Genomic DNA, 19,313 nt, shown 5'->3' with positions numbered 1-19,313 from the left:
CGTCCCACGCTACACTCGCTTCACCATGTTCTCCTTTCGCCGCGCCGTCGTTCTTCTCTGCCTCACCACGTCCGCTGCTTTCGCACAGGCTCCCGCCGACCCCGCCAACCTTACCGTCGACGCAGTTAACCGCGAGCCCTATGGCTATCCCCCGCTCGGCGGCCAATGGAGCCCTGACGGCAAGGTCATCGCCTACCTCTACAGCCCACGCATCAACGGTATTTCCACTGGCAAGCCCGGCGACATCATCGCCGTCAGCGCCTCCACCGGCAAAGTCACCGTCCTTGCGCCATCGGAAAAGCTCGATGCCCTAGGCTCCGCCGCCATCAACGAAAAGGATCGCGACCACCGCGACCGCTACGGCATGTCCTCCTTCCTCTGGGCTCCTGATTCGAAGCATCTCCTCCTCGACAAGGGAGGCATCCTTTGGCTCTACGACATCGCATCCGGCACGGGTCAGCAGATCGTTGACACCCACTCCGGCTCCGGCGACGATCCCAAGTTCTCCCCCGACGCGCGCTCCGTCTCCTACCTTCGCGACCACAACCTCTACGTCCACCCAGTCGCCGGGGACACACCCAAAGAAACCGCTCTCACTACTAGTGGCAACGAGGCCCTCCTCAACGGCGAGCTCGACTGGGTTTACCTCGAAGAACTTGACGCCCGCAGCAACTACTTCTGGTCTCCCGATTCAAAGTCCATCGCCTACCTCCAGATGAATGAGGAGAAGGTGCCTCAGTACCCCATCCAGGACTTCATCCCCACGCATTCCACCCTCGACCAGCAGCGCTACCCACAGCCCGGTGATCCAAATCCAATCGTCCGCGTAGGCATTGCCCCCGTCTCGGGCGGCCAGACGAAGTGGATCGAGGTCCCGCAGAGCCCGGGCAATGACTACATCCCCCGCTTCGGCTGGATCAATCCCAGCACTCTCTACATAGACGTCCTCACCCGGGACCAGAAGCACCTCAACCTCTACTTCGCCGATGCAACCTCGGGCAAAGTAAAGCTTGTCTACACCGACACCGACCCCAAGTACCTCAACTTCTCGTCTGACATCACCCTCCTGCCCCACGGCCGCTTCCTCGCCCCAAGCTGGCGCGACGGCCACACCCACATCTACCTCTATCAATATGACGAGGAACACTCTCTCGACAGAGAAGCCAAACTCGTCCGCCAACTCACGAGCGGCGACTACGAAGTTCAATCCATCTCCGCCCCGTCCACGACCACCAATGGCAGCGCTGAGACCGTCCTCTACACTTCCACCGAAGGATCTCCGCTAGATCAGAACCTCTGGTCGATTTCCCTCGACGGAACGAACAAGCACCGAATCACCACCGGACCCGGCTATCACAACCCCGACGTCTCTCCCGACGGCACTCACTTCGTCGAGTTCGCCAGCGACTTCAAGAACATCACGCCGCCACGATCCGAACTCTGCGACACGGCATCCTTCCACTGCGACGTCTTCTGGACCATGAAGGCCTTCGGTCCCATCGCCGGCGTCACCACCGACATCGTCACGCTTAAAGCCGCCGATGGTGTTACCAAGATCTACGGCTACCTTACCCAGCCGTCCAAGCATGCCGGCAAAGCCTCGACTCCTCTCATTCTCAACCCCTACGGCGGCCCGACGCCGTCAGCCGGTATTACGAACGCCTGGCCGGGCCGCTCCGTCCTCTTCGACAGCCTTTTAGCCCAGCACGGATTTGCCGTTCTGCAGGTCGACAACCGCGGATCCGGAGGCCGTGGACGCGACTTCCAACAGGCGGCTTACCAAGACTTCGGAGCGGTCCAGTTCTCCGACCAGATCGCCGCCCTCGACCAAGTCCTCGCCAAGAACCCACAGTTCGATCCAAAGCGTCTCGGCTGGTGGGGATGGAGTTGGGGCGGCACCTTCACCCTCTACGCTATGACCCACTCCGACCGTTTCCGTGCCGGAGTCGCCGTTGCCCCCGGAACCGACTACCGCAACTACGACAGCATCTACGTTGAGCGTTATCTCGGTCTGCCCGCCCAGAATCCCGCCGTCTATAAAGCCGCCGCCGTAAACGAATCCGCCGCCAACCTCAAGGGCCGCGTCCTCATCGCACAGGGCACGGGCGATGACAACGTCCATATGCAAAACACCATCCAGTTTCTCCAGCCCCTCATCACCGCTGGAATCCCCTACGACCTCCAGCTCTTCCCCCGGCTCACGCATTCCATCGCTGGCCTACCCGCGCGCAACGCACTCTTCAATCGCATCGTCTTTCAGTTCGAGACCTACCTGAAACCACCCGTAAAGCCGTAATCCTCCGCATCCCCCTATACTGATCTCTCCAACTCAACGAACGGCGTAAGGAAGCATTGATGGAACGGGACGAAACACTCTTCGCACAACAACAGGTCGTGCGGCTCCAGGCTCTCCTCGAAGCAAGCCGAAGGATTCACTCCACGATCGCTCTCGACGAGGTCATCCAGACCGTCCTTCAGATCGTAGTTCGCGAAATCGAGCTGACCGGAGCCTTCTTCACAAACTTCGCTCACACCTACGGCGATATCGCCCCGGAGAGCGCGTCCGACGTCTACTCCCGTTTTCCCCTCCAAGACAGTGAAGGCGTCGTCTTCACCGAACTAGTTGTCATATCCCCTGCGGATCGAATCCTCACCCTCGACGAACTAGACTTCCTCGAAAGCCTCGCCATGCAGGCCTCGGTCGCCATCGCGAATGCGCGCTTCCACGAGCGCACCGTACAGTGGCAGCGCATCCAGAGCGACCTCGACTCCGCCCGTCTCGTGCAAAAGAGCCTGCAACCCCAGGTCATGCCGAACATTCCCGGCTACCGCCTTTCAACACGTTCTGTCGCCTGCTATGCAGTTGGTGGCGACTACCTCGACATTGTCGAGATGCCCTCGGGCGAGACAATCATCGTTGTTGCCGACGTTGCCGGTAAGGGCCTTGCCTCGGCTCTCGTAGGCACAAGCTTCCGCTCAGCCTTCCGCGCCATGGCAAACTCGGGTATTCCCCTCGTAGAGATCGCCACTCGCATGAATCTTCTGCATTTCAACGAGGGAGCCGAATCTCGTCGACGTTATGTCACGGCGATGTTCGTCCAGCTCGATCCAGGAACCGACACTATGCAGGTTGTGAACGCCGGCCACAATCCGCCATTCCTCATCTCTGGCAATGGATCCGAAGACGATCCCGCAAGGATTCAACGCATTCGCGCATCGGGCACGCCGGTGGGGATGCTCCCCTTTTCGACATACCAACTTGAGAAATATTCGTTGCCGCCCGGAGCCCGGCTGTTACTCTACACGGACGGATTGACCGAGGTGTTCCGTGGTGAGGAAGAGTTCGGCGAAGAGCGTCTCCTCAAAGCCTTTCAACACTGTGAGGCGATCACGCCGGAAGACGTTCTAGACACAGTTTGGAACACGCTCAAAGAGTTCTCCGACGAACCGGAACAGTCCGACGATATGACCGCTGTTGTTCTGCTTCGCGAGGGATGAGGGAGATCTGAGTTGGTAGAAAAGACCGCAAGCACCATCGAACTTCGTCTGCCTTCCCGGTTGGGCTACGAGAAGGTTGCGATGAACACTGCCGCCAGCGTCGCCAAGCTGATGGGTTTTGCGGATGAGCGTGTCGAAGACCTCAAGACCGCCGTCGCCGAAGCCTGCATCAATGCGATGGAACATGGCAATAAACTCGATGAAAATCTCAGCGTGGGTGTGGTTCTTTCTATGGATAAGGACTCCCTCGAAGTGAAGGTGACCGACACGGGTGACGGCCCGCAGGGAACGACCGCCGCTCCCGATATCGACAAGAAGATGCACGGCGAAGAGGATGCGCGCGGCATGGGAATGTTTCTCATCCAGGCGCTCGTCGACGAGGCCGAATGGGTAAGCGCGCCGTCCACAGGCAGTTACGCCCGCATGGTCATTCACCTTAACCGCGCCAACGCATAACCCCCAGATCCCGGAGACCTCTCGATGCAGGAACAAGGCACGCGCGTCAAAGTAGAAGAAGTGAGTTGCGGCAGTGGAGACCCGATCACGGTCCTTCGTTTCTCAGGCGACATCACCAGCGCCTCTCAGACCGCAGTTCTCGGCAACTATCAGGGTCTAGGGACCACGACCAGGAAGATCCTTCTCGACTTTTCGAAGGTCGAGTACCTCAACTCGAGCGGCATCGCTCTCGTCATCCAGATGATGATTGCCGCCAGTAAGCAAGGCCAGGTGATTCAGACCTTCGGCCTCACTCCCCACTTTCAGAAGGTCTTCACGATGGTCGGCATCACAAAGTACACGAAGCTTCATCCTGACGAGAAATCGGCATGCGCGGCGTTCGGCTAATCTGCTAGAAGACTAAACCAATCCCCAACACCCCAGCGCAGAGCATCACGGGAAGTGGATAATCATCCCCCCGTATGTTTCTGCGTCTTAAGCATTCTCCCCTTTAGTGTCTGACCCGTGAAGTATCTCGAAAAAACCTTAACCTCACGCAATCCAGACGTCGCCATCGAACGTAAACCACAAACCTCTGCGCTTTGCTTTGCTGTATGAGGCCTCTCGTACCAAGATGAAGGTTCAATCAGCAAAGCCGATATACACACTCTAGAGTCAACAAAAGGAAAGTGAGTCGGATGCAAAAGGATGGAATGCACCATGAGCCCCGGAGGAGAGTTTGAAGATTCTCCTCGCGGACGATGATGCGGTGTCCCGTAGATTTCTGCAGAGAACGCTTGAGCGGAACGGGTTCGAGGTTGTTTGTTTTGAGGACGGGATTCAGGCCGAAGCATGCCTTCTGGCACCCGGTAGTCCACGCATAGCAGTCCTCGACTGGGTAATGCCCGGTAAAGACGGCCCCGACATATGCCGTCAGGTCCGTGCGCACACAGGTGCCCCTTACGTCTACCTCATTCTTCTCACCTCCAGGGGTGAAAGCCAGGATGTAGTCACCGGTCTGGAGGCAGGCGCGGACGACTACCTCACCAAACCTTGCAACCCCGATGAGATGGGAGCGCGGCTCCGCGCGGGGCAGCGTGTCCTGCAACTTCAAGACAAGCTTCTCCATGACGCACGTCACGACACGCTCACCGGGCTTCCGAACCGCGGCTTCTTTGTCGAACGCCTAGCCGAAAGCGTAGCCAGGGCAAACAGCGGCGCATACCAATTCGCCGTCTTGTTCGTCGATGTCGACCGCTTCAAAATGATCAACGACAGCCTCGGGCATCTCGCCGGTGACGAACTCATGAAGGGCGTGGCCGTTCGCCTCCTTGATGCCGTAAGGACTGAGACCGCGCTCTCGCGGGGTGATCATGCCCATGAATATGCGGACATGGTCGCGCGCATCGGAGGCGATGAGTTCGTTATCCTTCTCGATGGCATCGCAGATATCCGCGACGGCATCGGCGTCGCCCAGCGCATCAACTCGGTTCTTCGGGCCGGCTTTTTCATCGGTGGACAGGACATATTCATCACCACGAGTATCGGTATCTCGAAGAGCACTGGCAACCTCACTGATGCAACCGAGATCCTCCGCAGCGCCGATATCGCAATGTACCGGGCTAAGGTAGCCGGGAGGGCACGGTACGAAGTAGGCGATACCATCGGCAACGCGGCCGCGCTCGAACTTCTCAAGTTCGAGCAGGGCCTGCGCCGCGCCATCGACAATAATCAATTCGACGTATACTACCAGCCGATCATTTCCCTAGGCGACGGCCGGATCGTACGCCTTGAGGCACTTGTCCGGTGGCATCATCCACAACTCGGCCTTCTATCTCCTGCGTCTTTCATTCCGGTCGCCGAGGAGACCGGATTGATCCTCCCCATCGGGGAATGGGTCATGCACGAGGCCGCTCGTCAGGTGCAGGAGTGGAACGCGACTCTGACCGCCGACGACCCGCTCTCGCTGTGCGTGAACATCTCCGCGAGGCAATTCGAGAAACATCGCCTGGTTCCTGGTGTTCGTCGCATTCTCGAACAGACCGGGCTTGATCCCGCGTGTCTTGAACTTGAACTGACTGAGAGCCTCACGATGCAGGACGCGGTGCTGGCATCCGAGATCCTGCGCGATCTTACCCAGCTCGGGGCGTCCATCAGCCTTGATGATTTCGGCACCGGCTACTCCTCACTGAGCTACCTCCATCGCTTTCCCATCAGCACCCTGAAGATCGACCGCTCGTTCATCGGCGCGATCGAACATCGCAAGGAAAGCCGCGACATTGTCCAGACGATCATCACACTCGGACACAATCTTGGTATGACGGTCGTCGCAGAAGGCGTTGAGACGGAAGCCCAGATGCATCTCTTGAGAAGCCTTCAATGCGATCTAGCCCAAGGCTATCTATTCTCCAGGCCGGTCGAGGCGCACCGGGTCGCTGCAATGCTCAAGGAAAGGCGTCAGGGTGGAACGCTCGCGCGGAGTGCGGAGGCGACTAAGAATCAACCAGTAAGCTGAGAAAGAAAGAGCCCGGGCTATTGCCCAGGCTCGGTGTGCTGCGGATGTAAGTCAGAGGCCTATGCTTGTGGTTCCTCTGCGGCAATCTTTGTCTGTGCTACGGTCCAGTCGGACGCACCAACCTTGAAGCGGGCGAACCGGCGGACGCTGATGTTCTCACCGAGCTTGGCGACTTTCGACGCAATTAGCTGCGAGATCGTTTGAGTAGCTTCCTTGATGAACGGCTGGTCCAGGAGGCAGGTCTCCTCGTAGAACTTGCTCATCTTGCCCTCGAGAATCTTGTCGATCACGTTGGCGGGCTTGCCCTTCATTGCAGGCTGCGCGAGGAAGACATCCTTCTCGCGATCGAGATCGGCCTGCGGAACCTCTTCCCGGCCCACGAAGCGCGGATCAGTCGCGGCAATGTGCATGGCGATGTCGCGCAGAAGCTCCTGAAAGTCATCCGTACGGGCAACGAAATCCGACTCGCAATTCAGCTCGAGCAGAACACCGATCTTGCCGCCAGCGTGGATATAGGTGCCGATGGCGCCCTCGTTGGTCGAGCGGGTGGCCTTCTTGGCGGCCGAAGCCATACCGCGCTTGCGGAGGACGACGAATGCGTCCTCCATGTCGCCCTTGGCTTCCTGTAGCGCCTTGAGGCAGTCGCCCATCGGGGCGCCTGACTTTTCGCGGAGTTCCTTGACAAGCTTGGCGTCGATCTTCACAGCGGTTTCGGTGGACATTGGGATCCTTTGTGTCTAGCTCTGGTTTCAGCCTACGCGGCCGATGTTTCAATTCTGTGCGCCCGGTATGTTCCAGACGCAGAAAGAGCGTGGCGCGGTTTTCGCCGGCAGCCACGCTCTCCTGTGCGGTTCGTGGCTGGTTAAGCGGTGGCTTCCGCGTGAACTGGCTCGGCATCGAGCTCTGGCTCAGTCTCAGCTGCGGGAGCCTTGCGGATGTTTCCACCAAGTGCGGCTTCAAGGTCGACGGTCTCCTCCTCGGCCGCATCTTCTGCGACCGGGCTCGACTCGGCAACCGGTTCAGCGGAGAGATCGGTCTCACCATCTTCACCGATGAAGTGCGCTTCGGTAGCGATCGGGGTGACGTCGGCTGACTCAGTCGCAAACGCACGCTCCGAAACCATCTGGACGCCTTCCGCAGCCGAATCAGCGATCTTCGTGGTGAAGAGGCGGATGGCGCGGAGAGCATCGTCGTTACCAGGGATGACGTAGTCGACCACGGTCGGATCGCAATTCGTATCGACGACAGCAACAACCGGAATGCCAAGTTTGCGGGCTTCCGAAACAGCAATCGCTTCGTTGTTCGAGTCGACGATGAAGATCGCATCCGGGAGGCGCTTCATGGTCTTGATACCCGAGAGGTTCGTCGAAAGGCTCTTGCGCTCGCGCTCGAGCTTGATGACTTCCTTCTTGGTCAGAAGCTCATAGCGTCCATCGGTCGACATGTCGTCGAGTTCGGCGAGGCGCTTGACCGACTTCTGCACGGTAACCCAGTTGGTCAGAAGACCACCGAGCCAGCGGCTGTTGATGTAGGGCATGCCGGCGCGGGTCGCTTCTTCAGCGATCGCATCCTGGGCCTGGCGCTTGGTGCCGACGAAGAGGATCAGCTTGCCGGTCGAGGTAAGATCGGTGACGAACTTCGACGCTTCCTTGAACATCTTCAGGGTCTTCTGAAGATCGATGATGTAAATGCCATTGCGCTCGCCGAAGATGTATTCCTTCATCTTGGGGTTCCAACGCTTGGTCTGGTGACCGAAGTGGACACCGGCTTCGAGCAGTTCCTTCATTGTGATACTTGCCATATAAGACTCCTGTTTTAAGACCGACCTGAACTGCGGCTGGTCTGGATTGATCCCTTGCGATCACGCGTCGGGAGATTTAGGTCCTTGCCTCTCGATGACTTGAGAGGGTGGTGCGGAGCGGTGATTCTTTTTCGCCGCTTTGGAACGGTTCTCAGCGGCCCCCCAAAACACAGGAACCGCTGAGAAGAAACCAGCAGGCAATTACCGCTTCGAGAACTGGAAGCGTGCGCGAGCGCCCTTCTGTCCGTACTTCTTGCGTTCCTTGCCGCGCGAGTCGCGGGTCACGAGGCCTTCGGCCTTGAGCGCCTTGCGCAGTTCGGGGTTGAACTCCATGAGCGCGCGGGCGATGCCGAGCTTGACTGCGTCGGCCTGGCCCATAACGCCACCACCCTTGACGGTGGTGAGAACGTCGAAGGTCTCGCCGATGTCGGCGATGCCGAGCGACCGCTTTGCCGCGGCGCGCTGCTGAGCGGTGACGAAATAGACGTCAACATCTTTCTTGTTGACGACGAACTTACCGCTTCCGGGACGCAGGAAGACGCGAGCGATGCTCGACTTGCGGCGGCCGGTACCGTAGAACTGGATCAAATCTGCCATGATGCTCCTTGAACCTTACCTCTTGGGCTTCGAGCCCTGGCTTGAGGTGTGCCGTTACTTCGAAGTGAGCGAAACCTTACGACCGGATATCCGGAACCTAGCCTTCGAGCGCGTTGTGCTTGACCGGGGTGGCCTTGGGTGCGTTTGACGCATGGAACTCGAGCGGCACAGGCTGCTGGGCGAGGTGCGGGTGCTGCGAACCCTTGTAGACCTTGAGCTTGGTCGCCATCTGGCGGCCCATCTTGCTCTTGGGCAGCATGCCCTTGATGGCCTGCTCGACAATCGCTTCGGGGCGGCGGGCAAGCAGCTTGACAAAGGACTCTTCGCGGAGGCCGCCGGGGAAGCCGGTGTAACGGCGATAGAGCTTCTGGCTGCTCTTCAGACCGGTGAGGACAATCTTCTCGCAGTTGATCACGACGATGTGATCGCCCATGTCGATATAGGGGGTATAGAGAGGATTGGTCTTGCCGGCGAGCACGGAGGCGGCGGTAGTCGCGAGACGGCCGAGGGTCTTGCCCGTGGCGTCGATGACGAACCACTTGCGCTGGATGTTCTTGCCGCTCGGGATCGTGGTGGTGTTATTCACTTCGGTGTACTCCCTGGTTCTGCTGTCTTCCCTGGTCAGCGTGGTTCGGAAGAATAGAGGTCGAGCGATTTATGCTTCTGGTGCGTTGACAAGCAACTTTTGACGCATGCCAAGCCATGAGAGGTCGGAAAGATTTCCAACACGCCTGAAGGCCTGGTCTGCTTCGGGTCCGCACAAAGCCTGGATGGGGCTTGAGGAGTGGGTGCTTCAGGGGCTGGGCTTTTGGCCGCCCCACGTGGATCCACAAGACGTCTCTTTCGGTGCTACGCCGGAATGACCCAGACGTGCAGACGCGAGACTGCGCGAGGTTTCAGGATAGACGAGGTTGTGCATCGAGTCAATGGAGTTTGCGACAGCAAGGTACCCCCACCCTCCCCATAAAGTCTCAAAGTCTTCAAACCAAATGACTTAGCGTTGGACTTCGTTTCTAAAGTCTTCATTCCACAGAAGATAGGCTTAACACCGGTTGCGCTCGGAAAGTCATCTACTTAGACAGCCCGATGCTGCTGCGGTGAATTTCTTAGAGGATCATGCCCAGATGGCCGAGGATGGAATGAGGGCGGAGTTTATAGAGGCGAACGGCCTATAGTTCGAGGTGCTGATGTGCGGCGAGGGTGAAACGCTCGCGCTTTGCCTCCATGGGTTCCCTGAGGTCGCTCTTAGCTGGCGGGACCAGATGCATATGCTGGCCGGGATGGGCTTCCGGGTCTGGGCTCCGAACCAGCGCGGGTATGGACGAAGCAGCCGGCCCCCGCGAATGGAGGACTACTCCATCGAAAACCTCATGGCCGATGTTGCCGCTCTGATTGACGCTTCGGGTGCGCGCAAGGTGGTTCTCCTCGCACACGACTGGGGAGGCATCGTTGCCTGGTGCTTTGTGACGAGGCGCCTACGCCCGCTCGAAAAGATGGTGATCATCAATGTGCCGCACCCGATCTGCTTCGCGCGAAGCGCTCGCCGCCCAAGTCAGATGCTCCGTTCCTGGTATGCCGCGGCCTTTCAGATTCCCAGACTTCCAGAGTGGGCCATGGCGAGAGATGGGGCAAAGTTGGTCGGCGACTCGATGGTAAGGAGCTCGAGGGCACCGGAACGATTTCCGCGTGACCTCGTCGAAGCGACACGGGCAAACGCAGCTCAGCCTGGAGCGCTGAAGGCCATGATCGACTGGTACCGGGCATTCCTGCGTGGCGGCGGATTGAGGAGGCAGGCGAAGCTCGGTTTCCCCAGGATCGATGTGCCGACTCTTCTGCTCTGGGGCGAGGAAGACGACTTCCTGGCGAAGTACACGACCGAGGGGACAGAGGAGTTCGTGAGTCAGCTCACCCTGAAATTTCTACCCGGTGTGTCGCACTGGGTCCAGCAGGATGCACCGGAAGCATGTAACGAAGCAATCCGATCGTTCCTCAAAGCGTCGCGGGAGTAGTGCAAGACTCCGAGCGGCTGATCTGCGCTTACAATCGGCACAAAAGAGGGATTGCGATGCGAGGGACGATGCGATGGGCCGGGACTTTGTTTCTGGGGACGTGTGGGCTGTCTGGTCTGGGTGTGGCTTTGGGACAGAAGCCTCTGCCTCCCCCGAAGATCGCATCCGTGTCCGGGCCGGACAGCGCTCTCGCCACCGCTCAGACGTGGATTGGCCGTGCGCTATTCGTGCGGGGGTTCTATACAGCGAACGAGCTGACGTACGATGCGGCAGGAGTCATTCAGGGAACGCCGAAGGCCAGTGACTGGACGCTTGCGGGGATCGACATCCAGAGTGCGATGCGGAAAGGACCGAAGGAGATCGAGTTGGATGGGGTTCGGGTCGCGATTCGATATAACCCAGACAATCGCCTCTTCGAGCGGCATTCGCAGAAGGACGCGGCGATGAAAATACTGGTTGCGACACCTCCGACCGATGGCACGAACGTGATCTCACAGGGCTACTTCGACCGCACGCTCGCCGCCATCTTCTCTGTGGGAATCGATCCGGCGATGCAGCGCTCGATGCCCGATTTCTGGAGGCATTACTTCGACCCGAAGCTTCCATGGCAAGGCGACACGCTTGCCGGGCAGACGATCTACGGCGTTGGCAGCGCGGCACCTATGAGTCCTGAGCAGATGGTAAAGATCGCGAGTGGTACTCCGCCGGAGTTCACGCCCGAGGCGGCGCATGACCACGTCCAGGGCACCGTCGTGGTCCGGGTCGTGGTGGACGCAAAGGGCCTGGCTCAGCACCTGACGGTGCAGAGGCCTCTGGGATACGGTCTGGATGCGAAAGCTGTTGAGGCGCTGGGAAAGACGAAGTTCGAGCCGGCACAGTTGAAGGGGACTCCAGTGCCGCTGGCGCTTGATTTGACGGAAGAGTTCAAACTCGTGACGACGCAGCAGTAGCGCTCAATGTTCAAGCTGGTTGACGCTCGGCTGCTGACCGATCTTCGTCTGGAGCGAACGCGGGATGGGCTTGCGGCGCCGGCGGGGTTCGGGCTCGGAGGTCTTGTCGTCCAGGCGATAAAGGATGAGCAGGTTGCGCTCGGGATCATCCATGGCCGGAAAAGCCGCGACGCGCACGGGGTGATAGAGCGGAGAGAGAGCATCCATCTTGTCGTCGTCGATCTGGTTCCAAGCGGCGTACCAGCCGGGACGATACTGGTTGACCCTATCGGCAAGTTCGAGCGTCCCGAAGTCGTCGCAGATGCTGTGGATGCCCGTCATGAGGGAGATGTCGGAGCCGCTGATGGAGAGAAGAAGTGGGCTGTGCGACGGGTCGGCGCGAACGACCGCCGCCACGCCGGCCGCGGCGTCGACAAGGGTGTACTCGGGGTTGCGGATGAAATCGAGGGTTTGGATGCTGTCCGTCACGACCACAGCGGTGAAGACAAGCATCGCGCCAAGGGCAAGAAGCGGGCGCGCGGGAGTGGAGTGCGTAGGCTTGTAGGCCGGATTGAGAAGGTGAATGGCGGGTTCGAGAACCAGAACGACGAACAGGGTGAGCGGGATCGCGACGACGAGGTAATACCGCGGCTGCAGGTTGTTGTGATAAGCGAGAAAGGCCGCGTATCCAACGGCCCAAAGAAGAAGAGTGGGAACCAGGGGGCGCTCCCGGAACCAGCGAAAGCGGACGAGCGCGACGACGAGGCAGAGAATCGCCAGCGGGTACAGGAGCTCTCCGATCCAGAGACCATCCATAACGGTGTCATGGAGAACGGAGATGGCGGTATCGGCGGTAATGCGGGTGTAGGCGTTCGCGCTGAAGAGATATCGATAGTCCTCCAGGTAATGCGGGCGGACGACCAGGAGGAAGTAGCTCGACCACGCGGCGGCGGTCACCGCGAGGGCGGAAAGCCCAGAACGCAAAAAAGGCCAGAGCCGGTAGTGCGATGACGCCCATAGAAGCCAGGCTACAGCCGGAAAGAGAAAGACCGCAGTCGTTTTGGTGAGAACCATCGCTGGAAGAAGAAGACCAAGGACGATGGTATTGATCTTTCCTCTCATCCCGGGCGCAGGGGCGGACGAGGCCGCGTGCAGAGCAAGAAGCGTAAGCAGGATGAGAAACGGCTCAAGGATCGCGAGCCGCGTGAAAACGAAACAGAACGGGCTTGCGACAAGCAGAAGAACCGCGAGAGCGGGGGCGAGCGAGCGACGTGTCATCATAGTCGACCCCGGCCCGCTGCCGGAGAAGCTCTTCCATCGCCGAAGAAGGAGGTAGGAGGCGGTTAGGATCAGGCCGAAGACGCTTACGGTCAGGGCCCGGGCTGCTATGAGCGAGACGCCTGTGAAGCGAAACAGCAAGCCTTCGACAACTGGCCAGACCGGAAGCGCGGCGGCAGCATTGAAGTCGCCGGGAACGTTCCAGTGGCCCAACTGAAAATGACGGATGGCGGCGTCGCCATACCAGCCTTCGTCCGTGTATTTTGACCAGTCCATCCAGGGGGAGTGGTTTGGGAAGTCCGCTTCAAGATTGAGGAAGTGCAGGCTGAAGAGGACAGCCGCGGCAAAGAGGATCGCGGCCTCGATGAGGCGGAAGGTACGCGAGCGGCGCTCCGGGATGGAGTGGGTATCGGCCAAGTGGGTGCGGCGTCAGGGCGTGGTAAACCCTCTATGTATCACAGATGCATACGATCGGTGGAGACACGGCGTTCCCCGCGTTCATCCGTGGACCAGGATGCATGCGGCCGCGGGCTATTCGTAGGAGAGGGCGTCGATCGGGTCCTTGCGGGCTGCCTTCAACGCCGGGTAAAGCGCTCCGAAGAGCGCGCCCGTGAAAGCAATCAGTATCGCTGTCAGCACCCAGCCCGGAGTGATGGAGAAGTCGAGCGTCGGGATACGGTAGCGGAAAATCGTCCGCATGAGGTAGGTCGCCAGCACACCCAGTACGATGCCGACAGCGGCGAGGAGTCCGGTCTCGCGCAGGATGCCCGAGACGATATACCCGCTGGACGCGCCCATGGACTTCAAGATGCCAATCTCGCGAGTACGCTCCATAACCGCGGTATACATCGACTGAAAAATTACGAGGAAGCCGATAACGCTAGCGATTCCGATGACAACGCGCAGAGCGATGTTGAAGCCAGGCATCCGCTCCGGGGTGAGCGAATCGAGCAGTTCGGCGAGGGTCTGAACATCGTAGGACTGCATCCCGTCCGTCGCGAGAATCTCCTTGCGGACGGCTTCCTGGAACTTGGGCTGGTCTTCGGTTTTCAGGTAGAAATAGCTGGCCTTACCGGGGTTGGTGTCGATTTCACCCATGGTGGCGATGGGAATGAATTTACGCCCACCCTTACCGTGTTCGACGATGCCGCAGACGTGGAAAGTATGGTTCAGCACCTGGATGGGGTCGCCGAGGTGAAAGCCCTTGGCCTCGATGAATTCGTCGATGATGATGTCGTCGGGATTCTTGAATGGGCCGCCCTCGAGGAAGACGAAGGGCTTGAGCGCGTTGAAGCTCTCGAAGTCGATGCCGTAAATATTCTCGAGCGAGGAGCCGGCGACCAGCTTCAGGTAGACGGGAGCGGCGACCTCGACGTGAGGAAGTTTGTTGAGAATGTCGGCGACCTTGACCGAGGCAGAGGCGCTGGTCTGACCGATGAGGTTCGAGGAGGCTCCGGGATGCGCGATCATGTCGCCGCCGATGCCGGTCTGGCGCGTCTTCGATCCGTTCAGCATGCCGAACATGACGGCCGCGATGGAAAGGATCATGATGACCTCGATTCCGACGGCGAAGGCGCTGATGATGGAGCGCAGAGGACGGTGGACGAGATTGCCGACGACAAGTTTGTTCACAATACCTTCCAGTGTATGGGAGGAGACCGGCGATGGGCGAGAGCTTAGAGGCTGGAGTCGGCAGCAGGGGGCTTGGAGACGAGGCCACCTCGCTGGCGGGCGGCCGGGAGGACAGCAAGGACCCGCTTGGCCTTCCTGCTCTTGGCTCCCGTCGTCATGGTGGCGAGAAGAGGAAGAAGATAAGCCGAAAAGATGGCGATGGTCGAGATAATGATCACGCCCATGCTCATGAGGTACACGGGGCCACCAAGCATGCCTTCGGGTGCGTCGTGCGCGAAGAGAGACAAGGCGAGGATTCCCCAGGGGGACTTGCGCGTATCCCCGCATAGCGAATCCATGATGATGAAGAGCAGGAACCAAATGATGGGCGCAACGATGAAGACACCCGCCCACTTCGCGTCGTGGTAGGCCTCGGCGACGGGGCTGAACGAAATACTTGTGGTGGTATCGGACTCCGGTAGACCGACCGCATGACCGAAGACATTGGCCATGTTGATGGTCGGCTTGTCTGGCCAGAAGACGTGCGGGACGGCGTTCAGAAAGTAGCTGAGTATCGGCGTGAGTCCGTACTCCCCTTCTTCTTCCGTGACGGCATTCAGCGCGTCGTCGATGCCAAACATCTGAAGGCGGTCGAACAGGCCCTGATCGGTGTTGAAGTATCCGTGCTGACTCCCGCGATCGATGATGGCGAGGTTTTGCGCGTAGAGCGTTCGAACCTCTTCGAGACGGAAGAGGAGGCTGATGGAGACGTCGACATTCTGCGAAAAGGTGTTGGAGTCGCTGCGGAAGGATCGACCGTACTGGCAGAAAGGGATCATGTAGCGGCCGAAGAGGAAGAGGATTAGGAGGCCACCGAAAAGCTGCCCCCGGCTGAAGCGGTAACGCAACGAGGCCCCCGTCGCAAGCCAGCACACGGGTGGCAGGAAAAGGGCTTCCTTGGAGAAACTGAGTACCCCTCCCTGGAAGAGCATCCAGCCGCCTGCAATCAGAACCGGGGCGTTGACACTGCGCGTCCCGTTGCTGAGATAGATCTCCGCCGTAACGCCAAGAATGATGGCCATGGGCAAAAAGTGGTTGATCTGGTTGTAGGCGGAGAAGAGGGGGGTGAAGACGTTTCCGCCTTCGGTGTAGAGAACACCACCGAGTAGCGGGACACCGATGCCCGCGACAAGGCAGCCAATCGCCGCCATCTTCATATTGTCGACGGTCGCAAGATTTTGGAGGAAGCCTACTCTCCGGATAAATCGCTGGCTCATGTACACGGCGGCAAGCATGGCGAGGATGCCGCCGGTATACGCCTCCATCGTAATCATCGGAACGCGAAGGTTCGAATCGGCGGCTTCCAAAAGAAGACACTTGGCGACCAGACCAAGAATCACGGCAAGCAACGCGAAGAAGAAGACGTAGGATCCGGATGGGCGGGCGAGACCTCCGGCCATGTTGAACGCGTACGTCGCCGTCACGATGAAGACAATGCAAAGTCCGCTGAAGAGGGCATTCGTCCCGAGGGCGAGTTGCACGACTGCCAGGCCCACCGCGAAAACAGTGGCATGCCAGACGGGAATTCGCACTGGGTAGGGGATCCGCACGGACTTGAGGAAAGTCTAGCAGAGGGTTTGTGGGGGATCCGGCGAGGGTTCTCCAGCTAGGTGCGCGCTCGAATAAAATGACAGGCAGGCATTGGCGACTTGGTTGCATGGATAACAATGTGTTGAGCGGCCAGACACACGAGACGAAGCGACATGACACGATTCGGCGAAGAGTTGCGGCACGAGCGGGAGGTGCGGGGGGTGGCGGTGGAGGATATCTGCGCCGCGACCAAGGTTTCGCCGCAGAATGTACGGGCGCTCGAGGCGGGCGAGTACGCGCAGCTTCCTGGGGGCGTGTTTCGGAAAGGCATCCTGCGCAGCTACCTCAGTGCTCTTGGGATGGAAGAAGCCGTTTGGATTGAACGGTTTGAGCAAAGCTGCCGGGAGGTGGGCCTGGGCGGCGACGGAGATCGGGATTGGGTTCAGTTCGCGGAAAATGTGAAGAAAAGCCGGTCAACGGAGCAGCCCGGCATGGGTTTGCGGTGGGTTGGCGTGGCGATTTTGATGGTTATGTTGTGGGCCATTGTGTGGTTAGCGTGGCATCTGGTGCAGCATCGGCAGATGGAGTTACGGCAAAATGCCCAGATCGTCTCCGCGCCGGATAGCACTCCAGCCGATGCCAGATGACGCCACTCACTGCGGGTTCCCTGCAGCTCATTGCCCCCTGTTTTGCTGCACTTGTCCTGTAATGGGTAAAATAGGAGGGTTGAACACACGGCACAGAAGTTTTTGGAGGTAGTTCGTTGGCGAAACGCGACCGTTTTCTTTTTACAAGTGAATCAGTGACCGAAGGGCATCCCGATAAGATCGCGGATCAGATCTCCGATGCCATCCTGGATGCCTGCCTCGAGCAGGACCCCTACAGCCGCGTAGCCTGCGAGACGCTGACCTGCACCGGTCTCGTCGTCATCGCCGGTGAGATCACCACCAAGGCGTATGTGGACTTCCAGACTCTGGTTCGTTCGACGGTCTCCGAGATCGGCTACAACGATGCGACGCACGGCTTCGATTCGAATACCTGCGCTGTCATCTCGACGATCAACAAGCAGTCCCCCGACATCGCGCAAGGCGTGGACACCGGCGGAGCCGGCGACCAGGGCATGATGTTCGGCTACGCTACGAACGAGACCCCGGAACTGATGCCGACGCCAATCTCGCTTGCGCACCGCCTGGCGGAGAAACTGAGCGAAGTCCGCAAGTCGGGCAAGATGGCGTACCTCCGTCCCGACGGCAAGAGCCAGGTGACGGTTGAGTACGACTCAAACCACAAGCCTGTTCGCGTGGACGCGGTCGTCATCTCGACGCAGCACGCGGAAGAGGTCGGCAACGACCAGCTTCGCGCCGAGATCCTCGAGCACGTCATCCAGGCTGTCATTCCCGCCGAGCTTCTCGATGCGGACACCAAGTACCACATCAACCCAACCGGCCGTTTCGTCATCGGCGGACCGATGGGCGACACCGGCCTGACCGGACGCAAGATCATCGTCGACACCTATGGCGGCATGGGCCGCCACGGTGGCGGAGCGTTCTCGGGCAAGGATTCGACCAAGGTCGACCGTTCCGCGGCTTACATGGCGCGGTACGTTGCCAAGAACATCGTTGCTGCTGGACTTGCAGATCGCGTCGAGGTGCAGCTTGCCTACGCGATCGGCGTGGCTGAGCCGGTGAGCGTGCTGGTCGACACGTTCGGCACGGGCAAGGTCGATGAGACCTCGCTCGAGGCGCTGGTTCGCAAGAACTTCCTGCTGACGCCCAAAGGCATCATCGAGAGCCTCAACCTGCGCCGCCCGATCTTCAAGAAGACCGCGGCTTACGGTCACTTCGGACGCAAGGGCGATAACTTCACCTGGGAGGCGACCGACAAGGCCGCGGCCCTCGCGGAGCAGGCTGGCGTCAAGGTTGAAGTAGCAGCCAAGTAGGAGTTCGTCACCGGGAGCGGGTGGGTCCTTCGGGGCTCGCCCGCTTCTTTTTTGTACCGATCCGCAGGCCCGACTTATCCGGTAGGGCGCGTCCAGGGGACTAATCCGTGGTTGTTTACAACCGGGATGCCTCGCGCTGAGTCTATATAGTTGATGAGAAGCTAGAAACCCACCGATTTCTTCCTCTTCCATAACATTTTATCTTTTTGAGGACCCCCTCTCTATGCTGATTCGCACGGAGTTTGATATCCAGTTTTATTCGGCGTTCGCGACGCCCATGATTGCGCTTCTGCACCTCGACCCCTCGATCGATGGCTCCGTGCGGAGTGGAAACGAATTGCGCGTAGAGGTCGATGGCGCTACCGTCCCGTTCCGCGAATACAACGACAGCTTCGGCAACCGCTGCACACGATTTGTCGCCCCTCCAGGGCGCCTGAAGCTTAGCTCCGAGGCCATTGTGGAGCGGCCGGACACCACCGACGAGATCGCTGCTGACGCGCAGCAGGCTCCCATCGACGAGCTTCCGGCCGAGGTGCTGCAGTTCCTTCTGCCGAGCCGGTACTGCGAGGTAGACCGCTTCTCGCCGATCGCGCAGGATCTCTTCGGCGGATACTCCCCGGGATGGACGCGGGCGACGGCGATTCGCGATTGGGTCCACAATAAGGTGCAGTTCGACTACAAGGCCGCGCGCCCAACAAAGACCGCGATGGATGTCTTTACCGAGCGGATCGGCGTCTGCCGCGACTTCCAACATCTCGCCGTGACGCTCTCCCGCTGCCAGAACATTCCGGCGCGCTACGTAACCGGCTATCTTGGGGACATTCGTATTCCTTATAGTGGGCCGGGCGATTTCAGCGCGTGGTACCAGGTATGGCTCGATGGCCGCTGGTGGACGATGGATGCACGGCATAACGATCCACGCTATGGCCGGGTGCTGATGGCGACGGGTCGCGATGCCGCCGATGTGGCCATTACAACAGCATTTGGACGCGCCGACCTCATGAACTTCTACGTGGAAGCGAATGAGATCGATCAGGACGGCAAGGCACTTCCGGTGCCGGGCAAGCTTTAGCTTCAGGGACGAGGCAAGGATTGAACGAGGGCCCGGAAC

General features: G+C 59.4%; 17 protein-coding genes. 10 read left to right on the top strand and 7 right to left on the bottom strand.

Features of this window, described 5'->3' with window-relative positions; translation table 11 throughout:
* Window positions 1–25: 25 nt before the first annotated feature.
* From GRAN_RS18960 to GRAN_RS18940, 5 genes are all read left to right on the top strand, one after another.
* Window positions 26–2,296: an alpha/beta fold hydrolase gene (locus tag GRAN_RS18960; protein ID WP_128914610.1), complete on the top strand. Its 2,271-nt coding sequence runs from the start codon at window positions 26–28 to the stop codon at window positions 2,294–2,296.
* Between the two features lie 59 nt (window positions 2,297–2,355).
* Window positions 2,356–3,498 (top strand): PP2C family protein-serine/threonine phosphatase, encoded by a 1,143-nt coding sequence (locus GRAN_RS18955; RefSeq protein ID WP_128914609.1) that lies wholly within the window; start codon window positions 2,356–2,358, stop codon window positions 3,496–3,498.
* Window positions 3,499–3,510: 12 nt separating this feature from the next.
* Window positions 3,511–3,954, top strand: a complete 444-nt coding sequence (locus GRAN_RS18950) for an ATP-binding protein (protein WP_241654998.1) — start codon at window positions 3,511–3,513, stop codon at window positions 3,952–3,954.
* 24 nt (window positions 3,955–3,978) lie between these two features.
* Window positions 3,979–4,341, top strand: a complete 363-nt coding sequence (locus tag GRAN_RS18945; RefSeq protein WP_128914608.1) for an STAS domain-containing protein — start codon at window positions 3,979–3,981, stop codon at window positions 4,339–4,341.
* A 331-nt stretch (window positions 4,342–4,672) separates the two neighbouring features.
* Complete coding sequence (locus GRAN_RS18940) at window positions 4,673–6,448, top strand: putative bifunctional diguanylate cyclase/phosphodiesterase (RefSeq protein WP_128914607.1); 1,776 nt, start codon at window positions 4,673–4,675, stop codon at window positions 6,446–6,448.
* A gap of 59 nt (window positions 6,449–6,507) precedes the next feature.
* Here the strand turns inward: GRAN_RS18940 and GRAN_RS18935 are convergent, their stop codons facing one another.
* The 4 genes from GRAN_RS18935 to rplM form a co-directional block, all read right to left on the bottom strand.
* On the bottom strand, window positions 6,508–7,170 hold the full coding sequence (locus GRAN_RS18935; RefSeq protein ID WP_128914606.1) for a translation elongation factor Ts: 663 nt from the start codon (window positions 7,168–7,170) through the stop codon (window positions 6,508–6,510).
* Window positions 7,171–7,310: 140 nt separating this feature from the next.
* Complete coding sequence (gene rpsB, locus GRAN_RS18930; RefSeq protein ID WP_128914605.1) at window positions 7,311–8,249, bottom strand: 30S ribosomal protein S2; 939 nt, start codon at window positions 8,247–8,249, stop codon at window positions 7,311–7,313.
* A gap of 201 nt (window positions 8,250–8,450) precedes the next feature.
* Complete coding sequence (rpsI, locus tag GRAN_RS18925; RefSeq protein ID WP_128914604.1) at window positions 8,451–8,846, bottom strand: 30S ribosomal protein S9; 396 nt, start codon at window positions 8,844–8,846, stop codon at window positions 8,451–8,453.
* 97 nt (window positions 8,847–8,943) lie between these two features.
* Window positions 8,944–9,432, bottom strand: a complete 489-nt coding sequence (rplM, locus tag GRAN_RS18920) for a 50S ribosomal protein L13 (RefSeq protein WP_128914603.1) — start codon at window positions 9,430–9,432, stop codon at window positions 8,944–8,946.
* A gap of 601 nt (window positions 9,433–10,033) precedes the next feature.
* Here rplM and GRAN_RS18915 point away from each other — a divergent pair.
* Entirely contained in the window at window positions 10,034–10,855 is an 822-nt protein-coding gene (locus GRAN_RS18915; protein WP_241654997.1) for an alpha/beta fold hydrolase, read from the top strand.
* Window positions 10,856–10,911: 56 nt separating this feature from the next.
* Window positions 10,912–11,805, top strand: a complete 894-nt coding sequence (locus tag GRAN_RS18910) for a TonB family protein (RefSeq protein WP_128914602.1) — start codon at window positions 10,912–10,914, stop codon at window positions 11,803–11,805.
* A 3-nt stretch (window positions 11,806–11,808) separates the two neighbouring features.
* Here GRAN_RS18910 and GRAN_RS18905 read toward each other — a convergent pair whose 3' ends face one another.
* From GRAN_RS18905 to GRAN_RS18895, 3 genes are all read right to left on the bottom strand, one after another.
* Window positions 11,809–13,479 (bottom strand): hypothetical protein, encoded by a 1,671-nt coding sequence (locus GRAN_RS18905; RefSeq protein WP_241654996.1) that lies wholly within the window; start codon window positions 13,477–13,479, stop codon window positions 11,809–11,811.
* A 114-nt stretch (window positions 13,480–13,593) separates the two neighbouring features.
* A complete protein-coding gene (locus GRAN_RS18900; protein WP_128914601.1) occupies window positions 13,594–14,694 on the bottom strand; it encodes an ABC transporter permease in 1,101 nt (366 codons plus the stop codon).
* 44 nt (window positions 14,695–14,738) lie between these two features.
* Window positions 14,739–16,265, bottom strand: a complete 1,527-nt coding sequence (locus GRAN_RS18895; RefSeq protein ID WP_128914600.1) for a hypothetical protein — start codon at window positions 16,263–16,265, stop codon at window positions 14,739–14,741.
* Window positions 16,266–16,436: 171 nt separating this feature from the next.
* Between GRAN_RS18895 and GRAN_RS18890 the strand changes: the two genes are divergently transcribed.
* From GRAN_RS18890 to GRAN_RS18880, 3 genes are all read left to right on the top strand, one after another.
* Window positions 16,437–16,910, top strand: coding sequence for a helix-turn-helix domain-containing protein (locus tag GRAN_RS18890; RefSeq protein ID WP_128914599.1), 474 nt, complete (start codon window positions 16,437–16,439; stop codon window positions 16,908–16,910).
* Between the two features lie 116 nt (window positions 16,911–17,026).
* Window positions 17,027–18,202: a methionine adenosyltransferase gene (gene metK / locus GRAN_RS18885; RefSeq protein WP_128914598.1), complete on the top strand. Its 1,176-nt coding sequence runs from the start codon at window positions 17,027–17,029 to the stop codon at window positions 18,200–18,202.
* A 223-nt stretch (window positions 18,203–18,425) separates the two neighbouring features.
* Entirely contained in the window at window positions 18,426–19,274 is an 849-nt protein-coding gene (locus GRAN_RS18880; RefSeq protein WP_128914597.1) for a transglutaminase-like domain-containing protein, read from the top strand.
* Window positions 19,275–19,313 lie beyond the last annotated feature (39 nt).

It is taken from the genome of Granulicella sibirica (assembly GCF_004115155.1).
GTDB classification, from domain to species: Bacteria; Acidobacteriota; Terriglobia; order Terriglobales; family Acidobacteriaceae; genus Edaphobacter; species Edaphobacter sibiricus.
The sequence above is the reverse complement of the archived record's forward strand: the minus strand, read 5'-3'. Positions and strand labels throughout refer to the sequence as shown.